The sequence below is a fragment of the Calditrichia bacterium genome (assembly GCA_020634975.1).
Lineage (GTDB): Bacteria > Calditrichota > Calditrichia > RBG-13-44-9 > J075 > JACKAQ01.
In genome coordinates, this window is the sequence record JACKAQ010000004.1 from 209,985 (window position 1) to 226,603 (window position 16,619).

11 protein-coding genes and 1 pseudogene are annotated in these 16,619 nt (G+C 46.3%); 6 read left to right on the top strand and 6 right to left on the bottom strand.

Features of this window, described 5'->3' with window-relative positions; genetic code table 11:
• Nucleotides 1-208 precede the first annotated feature (208 nt).
• Genes H6629_20910 through H6629_20930 form a run of 5 tightly spaced genes read left to right on the top strand, consistent with a single transcriptional unit; the run spans nt 209 to nt 5,629 of the window.
• Nucleotides 209-658, top strand: a complete 450-nt coding sequence (locus tag H6629_20910) for a response regulator (protein ID MCB9070244.1) — start codon at nt 209-211, stop codon at nt 656-658.
• A gap of 15 nt (nt 659-673) precedes the next feature.
• Nucleotides 674-2,413, top strand: coding sequence for a hypothetical protein (locus H6629_20915; GenBank protein MCB9070245.1), 1,740 nt, complete (start codon nt 674-676; stop codon nt 2,411-2,413).
• A gap of 52 nt (nt 2,414-2,465) precedes the next feature.
• The gene (locus H6629_20920; protein MCB9070246.1) at nt 2,466-3,644 is read left to right on the top strand and encodes a hypothetical protein; all 1,179 of its coding nucleotides are present in this window, start codon (nt 2,466-2,468) and stop codon (nt 3,642-3,644) included.
• Between the two features lie 47 nt (nt 3,645-3,691).
• The gene (locus tag H6629_20925; protein MCB9070247.1) at nt 3,692-4,573 is read left to right on the top strand and encodes a cytochrome c3 family protein; all 882 of its coding nucleotides are present in this window, start codon (nt 3,692-3,694) and stop codon (nt 4,571-4,573) included.
• 12 nt (nt 4,574-4,585) lie between these two features.
• On the top strand, nt 4,586-5,629 hold the full coding sequence (locus tag H6629_20930) for a hypothetical protein (GenBank protein ID MCB9070248.1): 1,044 nt from the start codon (nt 4,586-4,588) through the stop codon (nt 5,627-5,629).
• Nucleotides 5,630-5,718: 89 nt separating this feature from the next.
• Here H6629_20930 and H6629_20935 read toward each other — a convergent pair.
• The 4 genes and pseudogenes from H6629_20935 to H6629_20950 all read right to left on the bottom strand — a co-directional run bounded on the left by H6629_20935 (nt 5,719) and on the right by H6629_20950 (nt 13,139).
• A pseudogene (locus tag H6629_20935) lies at nt 5,719-6,511 on the bottom strand (CBM9 family sugar-binding protein).
• Between the two features lie 96 nt (nt 6,512-6,607).
• Nucleotides 6,608-8,938: an NdvB protein gene (locus H6629_20940; protein ID MCB9070249.1), complete on the bottom strand. Its 2,331-nt coding sequence runs from the start codon at nt 8,936-8,938 to the stop codon at nt 6,608-6,610.
• A 97-nt stretch (nt 8,939-9,035) separates the two neighbouring features.
• Nucleotides 9,036-10,382: an MFS transporter gene (locus H6629_20945; protein MCB9070250.1), complete on the bottom strand. Its 1,347-nt coding sequence runs from the start codon at nt 10,380-10,382 to the stop codon at nt 9,036-9,038.
• Nucleotides 10,383-10,631: 249 nt separating this feature from the next.
• A complete protein-coding gene (locus tag H6629_20950) occupies nt 10,632-13,139 on the bottom strand; it encodes a S9 family peptidase (GenBank protein MCB9070251.1) in 2,508 nt (835 codons plus the stop codon).
• Between the two features lie 197 nt (nt 13,140-13,336).
• Between H6629_20950 and H6629_20955 the strand changes: the two genes are divergently transcribed.
• Nucleotides 13,337-14,665: an NAD(P)/FAD-dependent oxidoreductase gene (locus tag H6629_20955; protein ID MCB9070252.1), complete on the top strand. Its 1,329-nt coding sequence runs from the start codon at nt 13,337-13,339 to the stop codon at nt 14,663-14,665.
• 42 nt (nt 14,666-14,707) lie between these two features.
• Here H6629_20955 and H6629_20960 read toward each other — a convergent pair whose 3' ends face one another.
• Both H6629_20960 and H6629_20965 read right to left on the bottom strand, forming a co-directional pair.
• Entirely contained in the window at nt 14,708-15,859 is a 1,152-nt protein-coding gene (locus H6629_20960; protein MCB9070253.1) for a glycosyltransferase family 4 protein, read from the bottom strand.
• Nucleotides 15,856-16,560: an arylesterase gene (locus H6629_20965; GenBank protein MCB9070254.1), complete on the bottom strand. Its 705-nt coding sequence runs from the start codon at nt 16,558-16,560 to the stop codon at nt 15,856-15,858. The genes H6629_20960 and H6629_20965 overlap by 4 nt, the downstream gene beginning before the upstream one ends.
• Between the last annotated feature and the right edge of the window lie 59 nt (nt 16,561-16,619).

Genomic DNA, 16,619 nt, shown 5'->3' on the forward strand with positions numbered 1-16,619 from the left:
AAATCACTGAAACTTTTGTCAAAATCGCCAAAATTGAGGCATGCTTGTCACAGGTGGGACATTTGTGTCACAACTCATAAGTGGTTTATAAACAAGGATTTATGTGAGTTTCAGTATTTCCGGCGACATCCATGTCTCTTAAATTTAATAACGCTCAAAACGCTTTTTTACTTAAAAGCAATAAAAACAATAGTTTGCGACGCAGCTTTTGGTTGGCATACAATCTGCATACCTAACCGGTAAACAAATGATATTTCCTGTTGGGAGTATTTTAGAGATGTTTCAGATAATAGGTATGACAAATTATTCGAGAGCTTTTAACACCCTGAGTGATAAGCAAATGAACCAAGTCGCAGTGAAATTGTTTGAAGATCCACTATCCTTTATAGATGCAGCGCTCTCTTTGGAAGAGGGAATTGCGGTATTGGATGTTGATCTGTTAAAATCACGCACGACGGAATTGGTCAGCATTCTTCAGAAATTCGATGAAAAGCTCCCCATCATTATATTTACATCAACAGAAAATCTGGCTGTGTGTTCAGATGTCTTTTCCATGGGCATCAGTAAGTATTTAACAAAGCCAATTACCCCGCAATGCTTTAAAACGCTTGTGGAATCCATAAAATACACAATAAACAAATCTAACAAAGACGTTTAGTTAGGAGGACGTACCGTGAGTAAGCGTATTCGACATTTTATCGTATCAGTGCTATCGCCTGCGCTAATCCTCGGTGTTGCATGGTTCAGCGGTTGTGAAAATGAAAAAGAAATCATTAAAACCGTTGAAACAATTGTTCGCGATACTGTGACAGTTAACATTATAAGTGTAGATTCAATTTACGCTTTGGCTGATTCAGTAACTGAAGGGGCAACCATTAAGTTTACTGCGAACACAACACTTCAGGCAGGTGCAGGAGCTTTAACTTTTTCATGGTTCGCCAGTGGTGGTGAATTCCATTCTACCCAGGGCGATACTGTTGAATGGAAAGCACCGGATGAACCTGGTGTATATATCGTTTCTGTTCATGCAACTGACGGAACCAATATTGGTATCGGCACCCGCCAGGTTGGTGTGGCAATGTATATTCCCACAGTAACACCGTTTTTCCTTGGCGATGTAGCCTGTGCAAATTGCCACTCAAGCCAGCACAATGACTGGGCAGAAACCGGTCACGCACACGCATGGCAAACCCTGATGGAAAGCGGACACCCGGCAAGCTATTGCTTCCCGTGCCACGCTGTTGGTTATGAGCCGTCTCCGTTAACCGGTAACAGCGGTTATGACGAAGCAGCCATCGAAAAATTTGTAAACGTGCAGTGCGAAAACTGCCACGGTGCAGCATCGGATCACCTTGCTAACGGCACACCTGATCCGACCAAAGTTGATGTATCGTTTAACGTGCAAACTTGTGGCAAATGCCACGATGGTACCCACCATCCGTTCCTGACGGACTGGGAACAATCTCCGCACAATCTTGACGTGACAGCACATTCAAGTGCATCATGCTCCGGTTGTCACGAAGGTGTTGCTGCTGCATATCGTTTGTCTGGCGATGTCAGCAATTTCTACGGTAGTGGCTCGATTGCCGCACGCCCAGACACCAGTGTTGCACCGTGGGAACCGATTAACTGTGTAACCTGCCACGATCCGCACAATACCGATAATCCCGGCCAATTGCGCACCGTTGCTGACGTTCCTTTGGTAACAGCAAATGGCGCTTCGCCAATTATCACTGAAGGTGGCGTTGGTAAACTTTGTATGCATTGCCACCACGCACGTCGCGGCCCGGATGCTCAAGTTGTTCAAGGTTACGGACACTTTGGTCCGCACGCTAACCCGCAGGCAGACATGATGCAGGGTGCAAGTGCATATCACGCAGTTGCAGATCCGAGCTTCGAATGGGCTGATCCTTCCCACTTGAACGTGGAAAACAGCTGTAAAACCTGTCACCTGTCTACCAAAGAATTTGGTGCAGGACCTGGCGGTGCAGCTTACACTGGACACACCTTCCTGCCGAAAGTTGATGCTTGTGTTGGCTGCCACGGCGCCATCGCAGACTTCGACGATATTCGCGCACTGGAAGACTTTGACGGCGACGGTTCAATCGAAGGTATTCAAAGTGAAGTTACCGGTCTGATTCATCTGATCGAAGATGCTTTGGTTGCAACAGGCTTGGACACAACCGGACTTGGTTTCGAAGGCGCACTTGGCGATACAACACGCGGTACATTTGTACAGCGCGGTGCTGGTTACAACATGCTGTTTGTTGAAGAAGACAAGAGCCTTGGTGTTCACAACCCGGATTATGCTATTCAAATTCTGCAGCAAAGCTATCAATATCTGACCGGTGCTCCGGTGCCGAATGCAGTAATCCTTAGAAAAGGTGAACACAAAGCAGTATCTAAATTCTAATGGCGGAATTTTATTACGCTAAACCGAAGTTAAATCGAAGCAGAGTGCAAAAATGAAATCGCGAAACCTGATTTACTGGCTAATAATAGCGTTCAGCATATCTGCAATGGGGCAAGTTAGAGTATCCGGCTCGTTTCAAACGTCTGTCTATTCGTTTGAGCGGCCGGATGCCGTTCAGCAAGGTGATTTTTACCAGGCTCTGCGATTAAAAATGTTCTCAAACAGTTACCCGCAATTTGCGTTAAATACGTATTTGCGGGTAGCTAAACAAGGGAACGCGTCCTGGAACGAACGGCTCTACAACCTATACGCAGATTGGAAAGATGCCAAAAATGTTGTTCAAGTTCGCCTCGGTCGCCAGTTTGTTTACAAAGGTGTGATTAACGGAACAATGGATGGCGCACTGGTTTCGGCAAGTCCGCTGAAAAATCTGAAAATCGGTGCTTTTCTGGGTGTCGAAACACCTTTCGACCGGGAAATGCGTCTGGTATCTACAGATAGTTCGGCTGTCGGTGGGTTTCTGGCATATCGTTTTTCGCGGAAATTAGCCGTCGATCTCAGCTATTTTCAACGCCAGCGAAACAGCCTGAACATTTGGCATTTGGCCGGTGCTGCGCTTCACGGCGAAGTCCGGAAAGATTTGTTCTACCAGGTTCAGATCGATCACAACATGGAAACCGAAAAACTGCAGGGAATGCGTTACCGGCTGAACTATTACATGAATAAATGGTCGTTCACCGGTGAGTATGATTTCCAGCGCCCGCGCGTTTGGGAAGATTCGTATTTCCGGATTTTCAGCAGTTCCCGGGAGTATCAGCAGTATCGTGGAGCTGTCACCTACGACCTCGATCCCGTTCAGATCGGCGCACAATATTTGTTCACCGATTATGAATATGATCAGGCCAGCCAGGTAATTCTCAATGCCGGAAACCGTTGGGGATTGATCGGTCTGGTGTTTCAGGGGGGGTACGCAGGAGATAATACCGGTGTGTACGGCGATGTCCGCTACCCGATCATGTCCAACCTGACCCTCAAATTATACGGCAGTTACAATAACTACCAAAGGCATCTTGTTGAAATTAGCGAAGACGCCATTGCTTTTTCCGGCGGCGTAGATTTTCGCCCATGGGAATTTTTATCATTAATGGCCGATGTTGAGCAGAGCAGCAATTCTTTTTACGATAACGATGTTCGCGGGCTGTTCCGCATGTTATACTGGTTTCGTCGCTAACGAAACATTAAGCCAAAACAATTAGAAACCATAACGAGTGCGCAGCAATGAAGCGGTTCAATATACTATTACTATGGAGCCTATTGGCAGGAGTGACGATTGCCATCATCGCACAGGATTATGACGATCAGAAGTTCGTTTTTTCGCACAAGAAACACGTGATCGAAGAAGAAATTGAATGTGCTGATTGCCACTCCCCTGCAGAAAGCAGCAAAACCGGTCTGGATAACCTCTTGCCGGCAAAGACAATCTGTCTGGACTGTCACGAAGCAGAGGAAGTCGGCAATTTTGATCTGGTATATTCAATTGAATCCTACAGCGAAAAATTCTCTCACGAGCAACATATCGCTGCCGGAAATAATTGCGAATCCTGCCATAGTGCTGTATCACAAAAAGAAGAGGCATTTCCATACATCCTGCCCACAATGGCGGAATGTATGAACTGTCACGAACAGCAGGTGGTTTCCGTGGAATGTGCAACTTGCCATACACCACTGGAAAACCTGAAACCGATGAGCCACACCATCAATTTCGTAAACAATCATGGCGATCAGGCGCGGATGTCTGCCGAAGAAATGTCGGCGGATATGAGCTGTATGGTTTGCCACACTGAGCAATACTGTCAGGATTGTCACGAAGGCGAAGATCTGGCACGTTTCACTCACCCGCTGAACTACGAATTTACCCACGCACTGGAAGCACAAATGAACGCAAAAGATTGCGCCGTTTGCCACTCCGAGCCGGAATTTTGTAATGCATGCCACCGTGACAATAATGTTTTGCCGCGCAGCCACAAAATCGGTTGGGTAAATAATTTCCCGAATGATGGTGGCAGACACAGTATAGAAGCGCGGAACGACCTCGGTGCATGTATTTCCTGCCACGATCAGAATGCGCAAATTATTTGTCAACAGTGCCACGGCAACTAATCAGGTGAAACTATGATGCGTAAACGTTACATTGGACTACTACTGATTCTGGGCTTGGCCGTTTTTAGCGGCTGCCTGGATAAAAAAGATAGCGTGAGTGTTTCCACACACCCGGAAGGTTGGAGCGAACAAGCCTCGGCAGATTTTCACGGCAGTGCGTTGCTCGATAAATCGTTAAACGAAGAAAATTGCCAAAGCTGCCACGGCGCAGATTATTTGGGCGGTTCTTCGGGTTTATCCTGCTATTCTGCCGGTTGCCACTCGCATTATCCACACCCGATGGGATTTGCCAACTCAAATTCCGGCGATTTCCATGCGGATTATATCTCGGAAAATTTGCGTTGGGATATCGGTTCCTGCCAAAGTTGCCACGGTACGGATTATGCCGGAAACGGGGCTCCGGAGAAAAACTGTCTTACCTGTCACCAAACGGCAGGCGGACCGGAAGCCTGTAACCTTTGTCACGGCAACAGCGAAAATGCCGCACCACCGAGCGATCTGTATGGCAACATGGCCAACACAGATAAAGCCGTTGGTGCACACCAGGCACACCTTACGGGAGATACCTGGAGCACTTTTGCCAACCAGTGCATGAATTGCCACACCGTTCCTGCTGCTTATAGCGCACCTGGCCACATCGATGATACGCCGCATGCAGAAGTGAACTTCAGCAATTTGGCAACTTTCGACGGACAAAGCGCAACGGCATACAACAGTGATGCATCATCGTGCGCAAACGTCTACTGCCACGGTGGATTCGAGTTCAAAAAAGATGAAAGCCAGTATCCATGGGCATATACCGAAGATGCAATTTCGGGTAATAACCCGACGTTGTATTGGAATGTTGGTAATGCCGGACAAGCGGTTTGCGGTTCCTGCCACGGTTTGCCGCCGGCAGGACACATCACAGCACAAACCTGTGATGGCTGCCACGCCGGTGTTGTGGATGCAAATTTCAATATCATCAACAAATATTTGCATATTAACGGCAAAGTTGATGTTTTTGGAACCCAGCTGGACTTGCTGACCAAGCCTTTGGCATCTACCGAACGCTAATCTTTTGTTCAACAAATGTAAAAATGAAAAGCCCGCGAATTAATTTCGCGGGCTTTTTTTTGGGTATGAAAATTCAATTTTTAAAAATTTTACTTCACCAATCTGAGTTCTCCAAATACGCTGGCGTTAATGTAACCCAGGTTTTTATCGCCATTTACAGGTTCGATAACAACATCCCCAAAAATGCTCCCGTTGTGAACTATTGTCGCTATCGCAATAGGCTAACATAAATCCCAATACTTTTCCTGCTGTTAATTCAACCGGTTGGGCGGGCGATTCATTTTCAGAATAGCTATCCTTATAATCATCGCCATAAACGGTTATCTCAACTTCCCAAAAAATATTGTATGGTGCAGAACCGCTTCTTTGCCACCGACTCTTGATGTGATCGGGATATGTGCGGAGATTTTTCGTTTCGGTTCCATCCTGATTTATCGAAATCGGCCCTTTATCCACCGCCTGATTATCCAATGCGATATGATATGCAAACGCATTATAATTGTTCAAATGGTCACCACCACTTTTGTCTTCATCGATAAAAATTTCCAGTGCGTCGTCGTCCCAATAATTTAGCAACGGATCGGGGTGGGCATCGTGCAAAATATCGTCGGTGATTTCGGCGAGCAAATACAATTTCTGTGCTGTCCACACCAGTTTATACCGACCGCTAAAATCTTCCGGTGTCGGCATTTCGCCGAGCATATGTTTGTCCATTGCACGCCACTCGGCTGAATCCCAAACATCTTCATTTGGAATACCATCGATGAGTGGTGCGTTTTGGGCAAATGGCGCAAGATATGCCGGGTTGACCTGGGCATTACTGCATCCAAAAAGTAAAGAAAAAATTAACGTTAAATATAGATACTTCACATGATTCTCCATTGTTTTGGGGTTGCCGGATATTGGTTTTGTTTGTTTAAAAATCATCAATAAATTTTTTTCGCAGTCGTCGTAGAGGAAATTCATGAATTTCATCTACTATTTTTGTGGGTTTTGATCGATAGTTGCTGGCATTTCAATCTTCACGGAATAAACGCGATTTTTTTCAATTTCTCGAAATATCGAATCAGCCAAAACGATATCGTCAACAGTAATTCGTGTTTTGGAAATATTTTCACGTCGCTGATAATCAATCTCAAAAGTTGCGCCGCGAAATTTTCGGTTAACTTTTGCAAATTCCCAATGCGATGGCAGTTTCGGTTCAAAACGCAACCCCTCAATTGTTCCTCTGATGCCGAATAAACCATCGATCAAACAGCGATAAAACCAGCTTACCGTTCCGGTGTTGAACAATTGGCTGGAACGCCCGGCAGTTTCCGGATATTGATAATACGCACCGCGATAATAGTTGGGAATATAAATTGGCATCTGCCCACGCTGCAGATAATCTTCTGTTTCATTTCCGGGGATCATTTGCCGGAGCAGCTTGAATGCGCGATCGGATTTGCCGATTTTATATAAACTGTAAATATAAAATATGGCGGCGTGATTGTAAACAGAACCATTTTCAGCGCTTCCGGGAAATTTTTGGGTTACACGTCCCACATCTTCGCGCATTTTTGTGTATGCAGGCGCCAACATTGCCACGCCGAACGGCGTTTCAAGCTGCGTTTCGATAGCTGAAATCATGTTTTCAACTTGCACCTCATCAACACAATCCGCCAAAATCGCCCAGCTTTGGGGATTCAGAAAAATTTTACCTTCTGCATCTTTGGATACGCCAAATGCAATATTATCATCCGTAATGCCGCGAGCAAACCAGTTTCCATCCCATAAAAAAGTATTGACAATCTTGCCCAATTGTTGGGCTTGGGTCAGAAATTCAGTGGCTAACGCCGGTTCATTTTTTTGTTTACACACTGTTGCCCAAATTTTCAGCACATAAATGGTTGCAATCGACAGCCAACCCGATATTCCCTTTCCCTTATGCCCAACCATGTTCATCGGGTCGCACCAATCACCTTGCGCGATAAAACTTAACCCACGTTCGTCGCGGTTTTCCAGCAGCCAGTTGAGTGCATTGGTAATGCGTTCAAAAACGGTTAATTCCGAGTTATCTGCTTTACTTTTTACAATTACTTCCAAAAGCTCCACGTCATTGGTTTCATCCAGATACGCCTGCAAACATACCGGCAGCCAAATACAGTGATCCGTATGCGGAATTTGATTGATATATTTTAGCTCCGCATTTTCATGCAACAAAATACCGTCTGGCATTGCGCCGCCGGATTCCTGTTGGCTGAGCGCATGCAAAAATGCTGACCGGGAAACATCAGGTTTGATGTAAACCATTCCCATATTGTCTTGCAAATAATTGCGGGTTTGCGGATCTGTCGTTAGCCGGTTTACATCTCCGTGATAAAAAATTTGTCGCGCTAACCAGTTGTTTACAAAAGAATTAAAATGTGCATCAGGAGTTTCGATGGTGAGGCAACCTTTTCCATCATTTATATAGTTGCAATAAATTTTAACCGGCTCCGAAAATAATTTTTCAGATAAATATCGCTTTTTCAGGGATGCTATTCCGGGTTCATCTTTTGCGGGTCCGAATATAAAATGATAGATTTTTTCGGCATTCTTTTTCAACTCGATACGATACTGCAACGCCGCTGTCGGTGTTTCATATCTCGCAATACCGTTTGATAATTGAAGTTGCGTAACACCGTCCGGATTGTTCAATCCACCTTCGCCCTCAAAAGCTTCGCGTCGTGTTTCCCATGAAGCCGGACATTCGCTGTGCAAAAAAAATGTTTTATCGAAACGCATTTTTATTTTGGGATAATCTGCAAGCTTTTGATACGGGGTAACGCATGAAGCGATGATGCCACCAAGTTTTTGAGAATATTCTGCAGATTGGTTCATCCAACTCATATACCCAATGGTAAAAAAAGGATAGACATTCAATTTTCTGGTTTTACTGCTCGAATTGCGAAGGGTTAACGTCCATAGCTCAACGACATCTTCTTTGGGCAAATTTAAGCCAAATTCTATTTCAATATTTTTATGCCGGATCATCCATTTGATATCACTTTTTCCTGCAGAAAATACAAAGCTGTCCGGCATTTTTCGAACGGGTTCATACGGTATCGAAAAAATTTCCCCATTTTCTTCATCTTTGATGTAAACAAATCGACCGGGATGATGGGCGTAATACGGCTGTTCTGGCTGCATAAACGTCTTTATTTCGAGATTTGGCGCATGAGAATATTTTTCGGCATCGTTGTGTAAATATTGGGAAACAGCAAAACCGCGACAGTTTAGCTGGATCATCATTTTTTTATTCCACAAAAAAGCAGATGCCTTTGGCATCGCTATCGGCGTGGTTAAGTTTACCCGACTGCCATTTTCAGAAGCATATATCAAATCTGTTGATTCGTGTTTTTTCAACTCGTTTTTTCGCTCCAAATTATTCACCCTGGCTTTGTGCACGGTTTTTTAAATCTTGTTGAATGATGGCAAGCTGCTCTTCGGTAAGCGTGTAAAAGCTGACGACAACCACGGCTATTAACGCAAAAATTCCTGGCATAACGGTTTGTAGCCAAACAATCCCGGTTTGGGATGCACCGCTCTGCGCCTGATTTGCAACATACCCGATTGCAGCCAAAACCCATAACATACCGGCGCTGCCCAAAGCGCCGCCCAGTTTTTGCGAAAATGTTGCTGCAGAAAATGTCATCGCGGTCGCGCGGTTGCCGGTTTTCCATTCGTTATAATCAGCGGTGTCTGCATACATGGACCAGGTTAATGGTGATTTTGGTCCCAACGCCAAACTGATAAGGATATTCAATGTGAACATTGCCCAAATCATATCTTTTGGTACAAAGAAAAAGAGGATCGATAAACCGCCAACTATGCCCATAAGTATCATTAAAAGCTTCATTTTATCGACATATTTTGTCATTACCGGTGCGAGTAAAGCACCCGTGGCGTAAGCAACCATTTGCCAAAACAGGTAATCGGGAAGCAGGTCCGGCTGTTCAACAAAATAAAGAAAATAATAGTACGCCGACCCGCCGCGCATGGTTATTGTCATCATGATAATCATCGCGAGCGCAAATAGAATCAGCCAGGGCTTATTTTTTAGCAGATCTTTTATGTCATCAACCGGATTGGTTTTTTGGGTTGGCGGTGGCAGAATGCGCTCTTTTGTGGTAATGAACGTGATAAAAAATAATCCGGCAGCAACCAATCCATACAATGCCATTGTTAATTGCCAACCGGCGACATCGTTTCCGTTGCCGAAAAATTCGACCAATGGCAACGTATATTTGTTAACCAGTGCGCCGCAGGTAAAGGCAAACAAAAATCGAATACTGATGAGGGTGGTTCGCTCCTGGCTTCGCGCAGTCATCACGCCGGAGAGTGCGGAATAAGGCGTGCTTAATACCGTATAAAACAACATCATTAACGTGTAGGTGGCATATGCCCAAATAATTTTACCGTTTTCTGCCAAATCCGGCGTGGTAAACGTTAACACAGCACTTGCCGCCATCGGTAAACCCGCCCAAAGCAAATAGGGACGAAATTTTCCGAAACGGGATTGGGTGCGATCCGCGATGGCGCCCATTGCCGGATCGGTAAATGCATCTATAATTTTGGTTACGAACAACATTGTTCCCGCTGCTGCGGCAGAAATTCCAAAAATATCGGTATAAAAAGCGGCTAAAAATGATGCGATGGTTGTCCAATACAAATTGAATCCCATATCGCCAACGCCATATCCCAGTTTTTCTGTGATGCTCAATTTTGCCATGCGATCGATTGTTAACACCTTTGCCAATACAACTCCTTTTTTCTACCAGATTTTAGTCCTGAACAGCAAATAGTTGTTGTTTTAAATAGCCAATTATATTCAACTTGAGAGCATTTTTTTATGTTAAAACGAAACAGGTGGGACTCTATTAAAATATTAAGTATTGCCATGGTTTTATCCAAAAAAGCCATGGCAATACCCGAATTATTTATGTTCAATTCTCATCTTTTCAAATGAAAAACGCATTTTTTATTGATTTTTATACAGCTCATTCCACCATTCCGGCTGATTTTTCAGATATTTATCGAACCACGCGAAGATGGAATTTTGCCACAATAATCGTTTGCGATAATCCAGAATGTGGTGATCCTGTCCGGCAACCCGCACATACTCAACCGTTTTGCCGAGCAATTTCAACGCGACATAAAATTGATCGCTTTCGCCGCGCGGCACGTTGGTATCGCTGTCGCCGTGGAGCAGCAAAATGGGCGTTGTTACTTTATCCGCATTAAATAACGGGCTTTGATTAACGTAAATATCTTTGCGATTCCACGGAAAACTTTCCGCAGTTGCAACAGATGAATAGAGGTAGCCCCAATTTCCTTCGCCCCAATAGCTGGCAATCGAACTGATTCCCGCATGCGAAACCGCAGCCGCAAAAATATTCGAACGGGTGACCAAGTGCATTGTCATGTATCCGCCGTAGGACGCACCCATGTTGCCAACCCGATCGCGATCCACAAACGGGTGCGCATCCAAAAATTTCTCGACACCGGTCAAAATATCGTTGGCAGCTTTGTTGCCCCAATCGTTGACATGCAGCGCCGAAAATTCCTGACCGTAACCGGGAGCACCGCTGGGCTGGAGCACATAAACCACGTAACCTTGTGCCGTATACAAATTTTTGGGATACCGTCCGCCAAAACTGCGATCCGTAACCGACGTTCCGCCGTAATAATAAACGATCGCCGGATATTTTTTCGCCGGATCGAAATTGGGCGGGTAGTACACACGACCATCAATGGTTTTGCCGTCTGCGTTGGTAAATTTGAAATCTTTGAGATCGCCAAAACGCACGTTTTCAAATTCTTTTGCTGCCGGGTCGGACAGTGTCGAATGGCGTTTTTTAGCGAGATCGATAATGTGAACGCGATGCGGCATTTGCGCGCTGGAGCCGTAAACCACGGCAATTTGAGCTCTGCGAGCAACATCCACAGAGTTAATCACATCGAACCCGCTTTTGATGGGCTCAAATGCGCCATCCGAAAGGTGGTATTTATATAGCCGAACATACTCGCCCTCACCGACGGTCAGATAAATCGACCGACCGTCCGGGCTCCACGTGGCACCGTCAATTGTCGGGTCAAACTCCCGGGTGAAAGCGGTTACCGCGCCATCGCCCAAGGAATACAGAAACGCCTGACTGTCGTAATCATTCGGGATCATGCCTTCCGGCAGATTGACGCCTTTATTATTGAATAACCGCGCCGAACCGGTGAGCAGCAATTGTTTGCCATCCGGCGAATATTGGACGTTGCCGAACCACATTTCTTCGAACAGTGTATCGACTGCCAGCGATTCCAGATCAAGTTCGATGAGTGCCGTTTTTGTATACGGGCGATGTTCGTAATCATCCACCGATGTCGAGAACAGCAATTTTGAACCGTTCGGATGGATCGATTGCAGTGACGTGCCCAAATTTCCGGCGGTCAGGCGCTGCCGGGAGCCGTCCGGCAAATTCACGCGATACAGAAAACTGTTGTTGCGAAAAGAAGACCAGCGATCGCGCGGGCTTTGGAGCCGCTTCAGTCCCGTATCGTTTTTCTCCGCTTCATCGGTAATTGAATAAATCATAAATTGTTCGTCCGGCGACCACTGGAAATAGCCAAAATTTTCCACATCTCTTAAAATCGGGGTCACCGTGCCGTTGGGAAGATTGACGATCCAGACAGTGCTTTTACCGTCGTTACTTTCTTCGTATGCGAACAAATTGCTTTTCGGCGCCCACTGGATGCCGCCGATGGCCGTGCCACCCTGATAGGTGCGAATGTTTTGGCTGGTGTTCACGTCGATTAATTCCAGCCAGCTCTCGCTTTTTGCAGTTGCGGGATTCATTTTGGAATACGAAACCGCTGCAATTTTCCCATCAGCGGAAATCGACACGCCGCGAATCATCGTGCGATCGAGCAACTGGTGCGCATCGACAATCTTTTTGGGTGAAGTGGATACGGTAATCACCGCATCCGAAGTTGTTGAAATTGAACCACTTAACTGCCATTTCGATTCATTTTTCGGATCGCGCAGCGATTTCACAACCAGCACATGTTTGCCGGTTTCCAGCGTCAGTTTTTCTTCAATTTTGCCGGGTTCTTCGTTTTCGGAGGATGATTTTTCAGCGATTTTTTGCCCATCCAGATACACTCGCGCAAGATGCGCGGTTTGCAATTTTAGCGTCGCCTTGGCAAAACGGTCGGTTTCCAGATAAGCCGCCAACCAAATAACTTGCGGTTGATCGCCACTGCCGGAAAGCTGCACATTTCCCGATTCGTCTGCGGCTAACTCGCTCCAACTCAACCCCAATTGGTCGTTGGTAATTGTCGCGATGTCAACCGGCTCAAAACCCAACATCTGGCTAAGTTTGAAATCATCACCAGCGAGCGCCGGCACAGGTGCGGAAAATGGCTCGGTTTTCAGCCACTGGCTTATTTTTATGGAATGTTCTGTTTCCGGTGCACCGGCGTTTTCCTGAGCATTCATGCTAAAAATTCCCCCCACTAATAATCCGAATATCAAAAATTGATAACATCTGTTGAAAAGTTGCACCTCAGGTTCTCCTTGAATTAGTGAATTTATGATGATATTATAGATAAGAATTGTCATAAACAAAAATACTTTTGTGAAACATAACTGCTGTGATTTCGTTTGTGATTGTATTCTCAAAAAGAAAGGTTCAAATGAACACCATTAATCAAAATCATAAAAAACAACAACATAGAGTCGTGATTATCGGCGGGGGATTTGGCGGATTATACGCTGCCCGTAAATTGGGCAATGCGCCGGTTTCAGTAACCCTCATCGATAAACGGAATTTTCACCTGTTTCAGCCGCTGTTGTATCAGGTGGCGACCGGCGGTTTGTCGCCCGGTGATATTGCATCGCCGATTCGTGCAGTGCTTAATCGGTACCGAAACATTCGCGTTATTCAGGGCGAAGTTAACAAAGTTGATCCGGTTGCGAAAGTCGTTTACGCCAACAGCGAGGCATTTCCATATGATTCGCTGGTGGTTGCCACCGGCGCGACGCACCACTATTTTGGAAATACGGAATGGGCGGAAAACGCACCGGGACTGAAAACAATCGAAGACGCGCTGCAAATCCGCAGCTATATTTTTGAACAATTTGAAATCGCGGAGCGTGAACCGGATCCCCAAAAACGCCAGGAATTGCTGACATTTGTGCTCGTAGGTGGCGGCCCGACCGGTGTCGAAATGGCGGGAGCAATTGCCGAATTGGCGTTTTCCACGTTGCGGAAAGATTTTCGCAATATTGATACCGGCGATGCCAAAGTAATTTTGCTGGAAGCCGGACCGTTTATCCTGCCGGCGTATCCGGAAAAATTATCTGAAAAAGCCAAAAAAGCGCTCGAAAAACTGGGCGTAATTGTGCGAACGAATACGATGGTAACGGATATTCAGCCCGGAAAAATCCAGGTTAAAACGGAAAGCAATTCCGATCTAATTTCAGCAAAAACAATTGTTTGGTCGGCGGGCGTCAAAGCATCCGGATTCAGCAAAATTCTCTCAGCTGCAACCCATGCGGAAACGGACAGAGGCGGCAGAATCGCTGTGAACGCGGATTTGTCCATTCCCAATCATCCCGATATTTTTGTGATCGGCGATCTGGCGTTGTTCAAACAAGATGGAAAGCCGTTGCCCGGCGTTGCCCCGGTTGCAATGCAGCAGGGAAAATACGTCGCAAACCTCATCCGCAACAAAGTTAGCGCCAAAAAAACAGCGCCATTCAGATATTTAGACAAAGGCAATCTCGCGGTGATCGGGCGGAACGCGGCGGTCGCGCAAATCTGGAAATTTCATTTGTCGGGGTGGCTGGCGTGGGTCATCTGGCTGTTTGTGCACATCGCGTATTTGATTGAGTTCGACAACCGGATGATGGTGCTGTTCCAATGGGGATGGAATTATTTCACCCGGAACAGCGGCGCACGGCTGATCACCGGCGAGATCAACAAAATTTTTGCAGCAAAAGAAACGGTGGAAAGCGAATAAGTTTGTCGGTGGGAAAAGAACGCCTGCAAATTTTCAGCGAATTTAACGCCGGGAAAATCGATCCAAAACCTGTCGGTAAACCTCCGTCGTTTGCGAAACAAACGCGGGATAGCTGAATTTTGTTTCTGCAAATTGTCGCCCTGTTTCGCCGATATTTTGGCGTAACTCACTATTTTTCCCGAGTTGCAGTAAATGTGCCGTCATTTGTGCAGCGTTTCCCGCGTTACAGATCAGTCCGTTTTTGCCATCTTCAACAATTTCCGGCAACACATTGATATCGGTCGAAACGATGGGTTTTCCCATCGCCATGTATTCCACGGCGATCCGGCAAATCACTTCCGATCCGTTCGATGCAACCACGCCGATATCGAGGCTACCGATCAAATCCCGGGCGGAAATGGCGTCATCGCGCGGCACAAAAACCAGTTTGTCGCGAATACCCAACGATTTCGCTTCTTCATCGAGCATTTCCCAGGTGATGTTACAAACCTCGCCAGCAATCAAAAATCGCGCTTCGGGAATTTCTGCGGCAACCGTTTTCGCCGCTTTCAAAAACGTATCGTGATCCTTTACCGGATCCAGCCGCGCGATGATGCCGATTAACAACTGATTATCCGAAATCCCGAGTTTCCGGCGAAGTTCCGGGTAGTGGGGGAGCGGGCGGAAATTTTCCGTGTCGATTGCGCTGTAAATGACGGCGCTGCGTTCTGCAAAAATCGGCCAAACCGATTGATATCGCTCATAACTGGCGCGGCAGCTAAATATAAAATAATCAGTATTTTGGTGAAGATATTTGTTGAGAAACCGGCGCTTTGGCGGACGCACATCGCTGACGGTGCGGATCACCGGAATTTTTGTCGGCGACAGCTTGTTGACCAGCACCGCAAACGCCATATCTTCCGGACGATGGGCGTTGATCAACGGAATCTGCTGATCGCGAATCAACGTTTTCAGCGCATTTAAATTGCCCGGCATTTTCGCCGGATTGAGCGACTCCAGATTGATTTCCGTGAACGTTGGTAATTGCCAATCCTGCGCTTTTTGCAACGGCGGACTGCCCGCCCTTCCCGCAACAATTGCCGGAAAACCCTGGCGATTCAGCGCATCCGCCAAACTGATGCCGTAATATGCGCTGGCATTCCACCAGCGAACAGAAACCAGTTGCAGCGATTTTAGCGATTCATTTTGGCTCAATTGCCGCCTCCGGCACGCTTTTCGAGAACGGGCTTGAGCACTTCCCAAACGTTTTCCGCCACAATTTTTTGTCCGGCGATGTTCGGGTGAACGCCGTCCGCGAGGTTCAATGCCGGTCTTCCGGCGACATCTGCCAGCAAAAACGGGATCAGCGCTGCGTTATTTGCTTTGGCAACTTTTGGGAATATTTCACGAAATTCTCTCACATAGCTTTCGCCCATGTTTGGCAGCGCCTCCATTCCGGCGATGACAACCGCGCAATCCGGATTTTTCTCGCGAACATTTTTGATGATATTTTGCAAATTTTCAGTCGTAACCGTCGGCGGAAATCCGCGCAATCCATCATTCGCGCCGAGCGCCAGCACAAAAACATCCACCGGACTGCGCAGCAACCAGTTCAATCGCCGCAAGCCACCGGCGGAAGTTTCGCCGCTTAGCCCTGCGTTGATCACCGAAAACGGCAGTTTCAGCGAATCGATTTTTTCCTGAATTAATGCCGGATACGCCTGGGTTGTCTCCAATCCGTAACCTGCTGTCAGGCTGTTTCCTAAAAAAAGAATCGTTTTGGATCGATCGGATTTCTGCGTATTATTTTCCGGTTTTGTTTTGTTTTGAGCCTGCGCAGCGGAAAGCGCGAAAAATAAAACAAATGCTAAGCTGTTAAAAATCAGATACTTGAAAAAAATAGTTTTTTTACACATTAACTTAAATTCCGGTTTAATGAAACTTGCGTCCGTCGTCGGACGTTTTTCAAATCCAG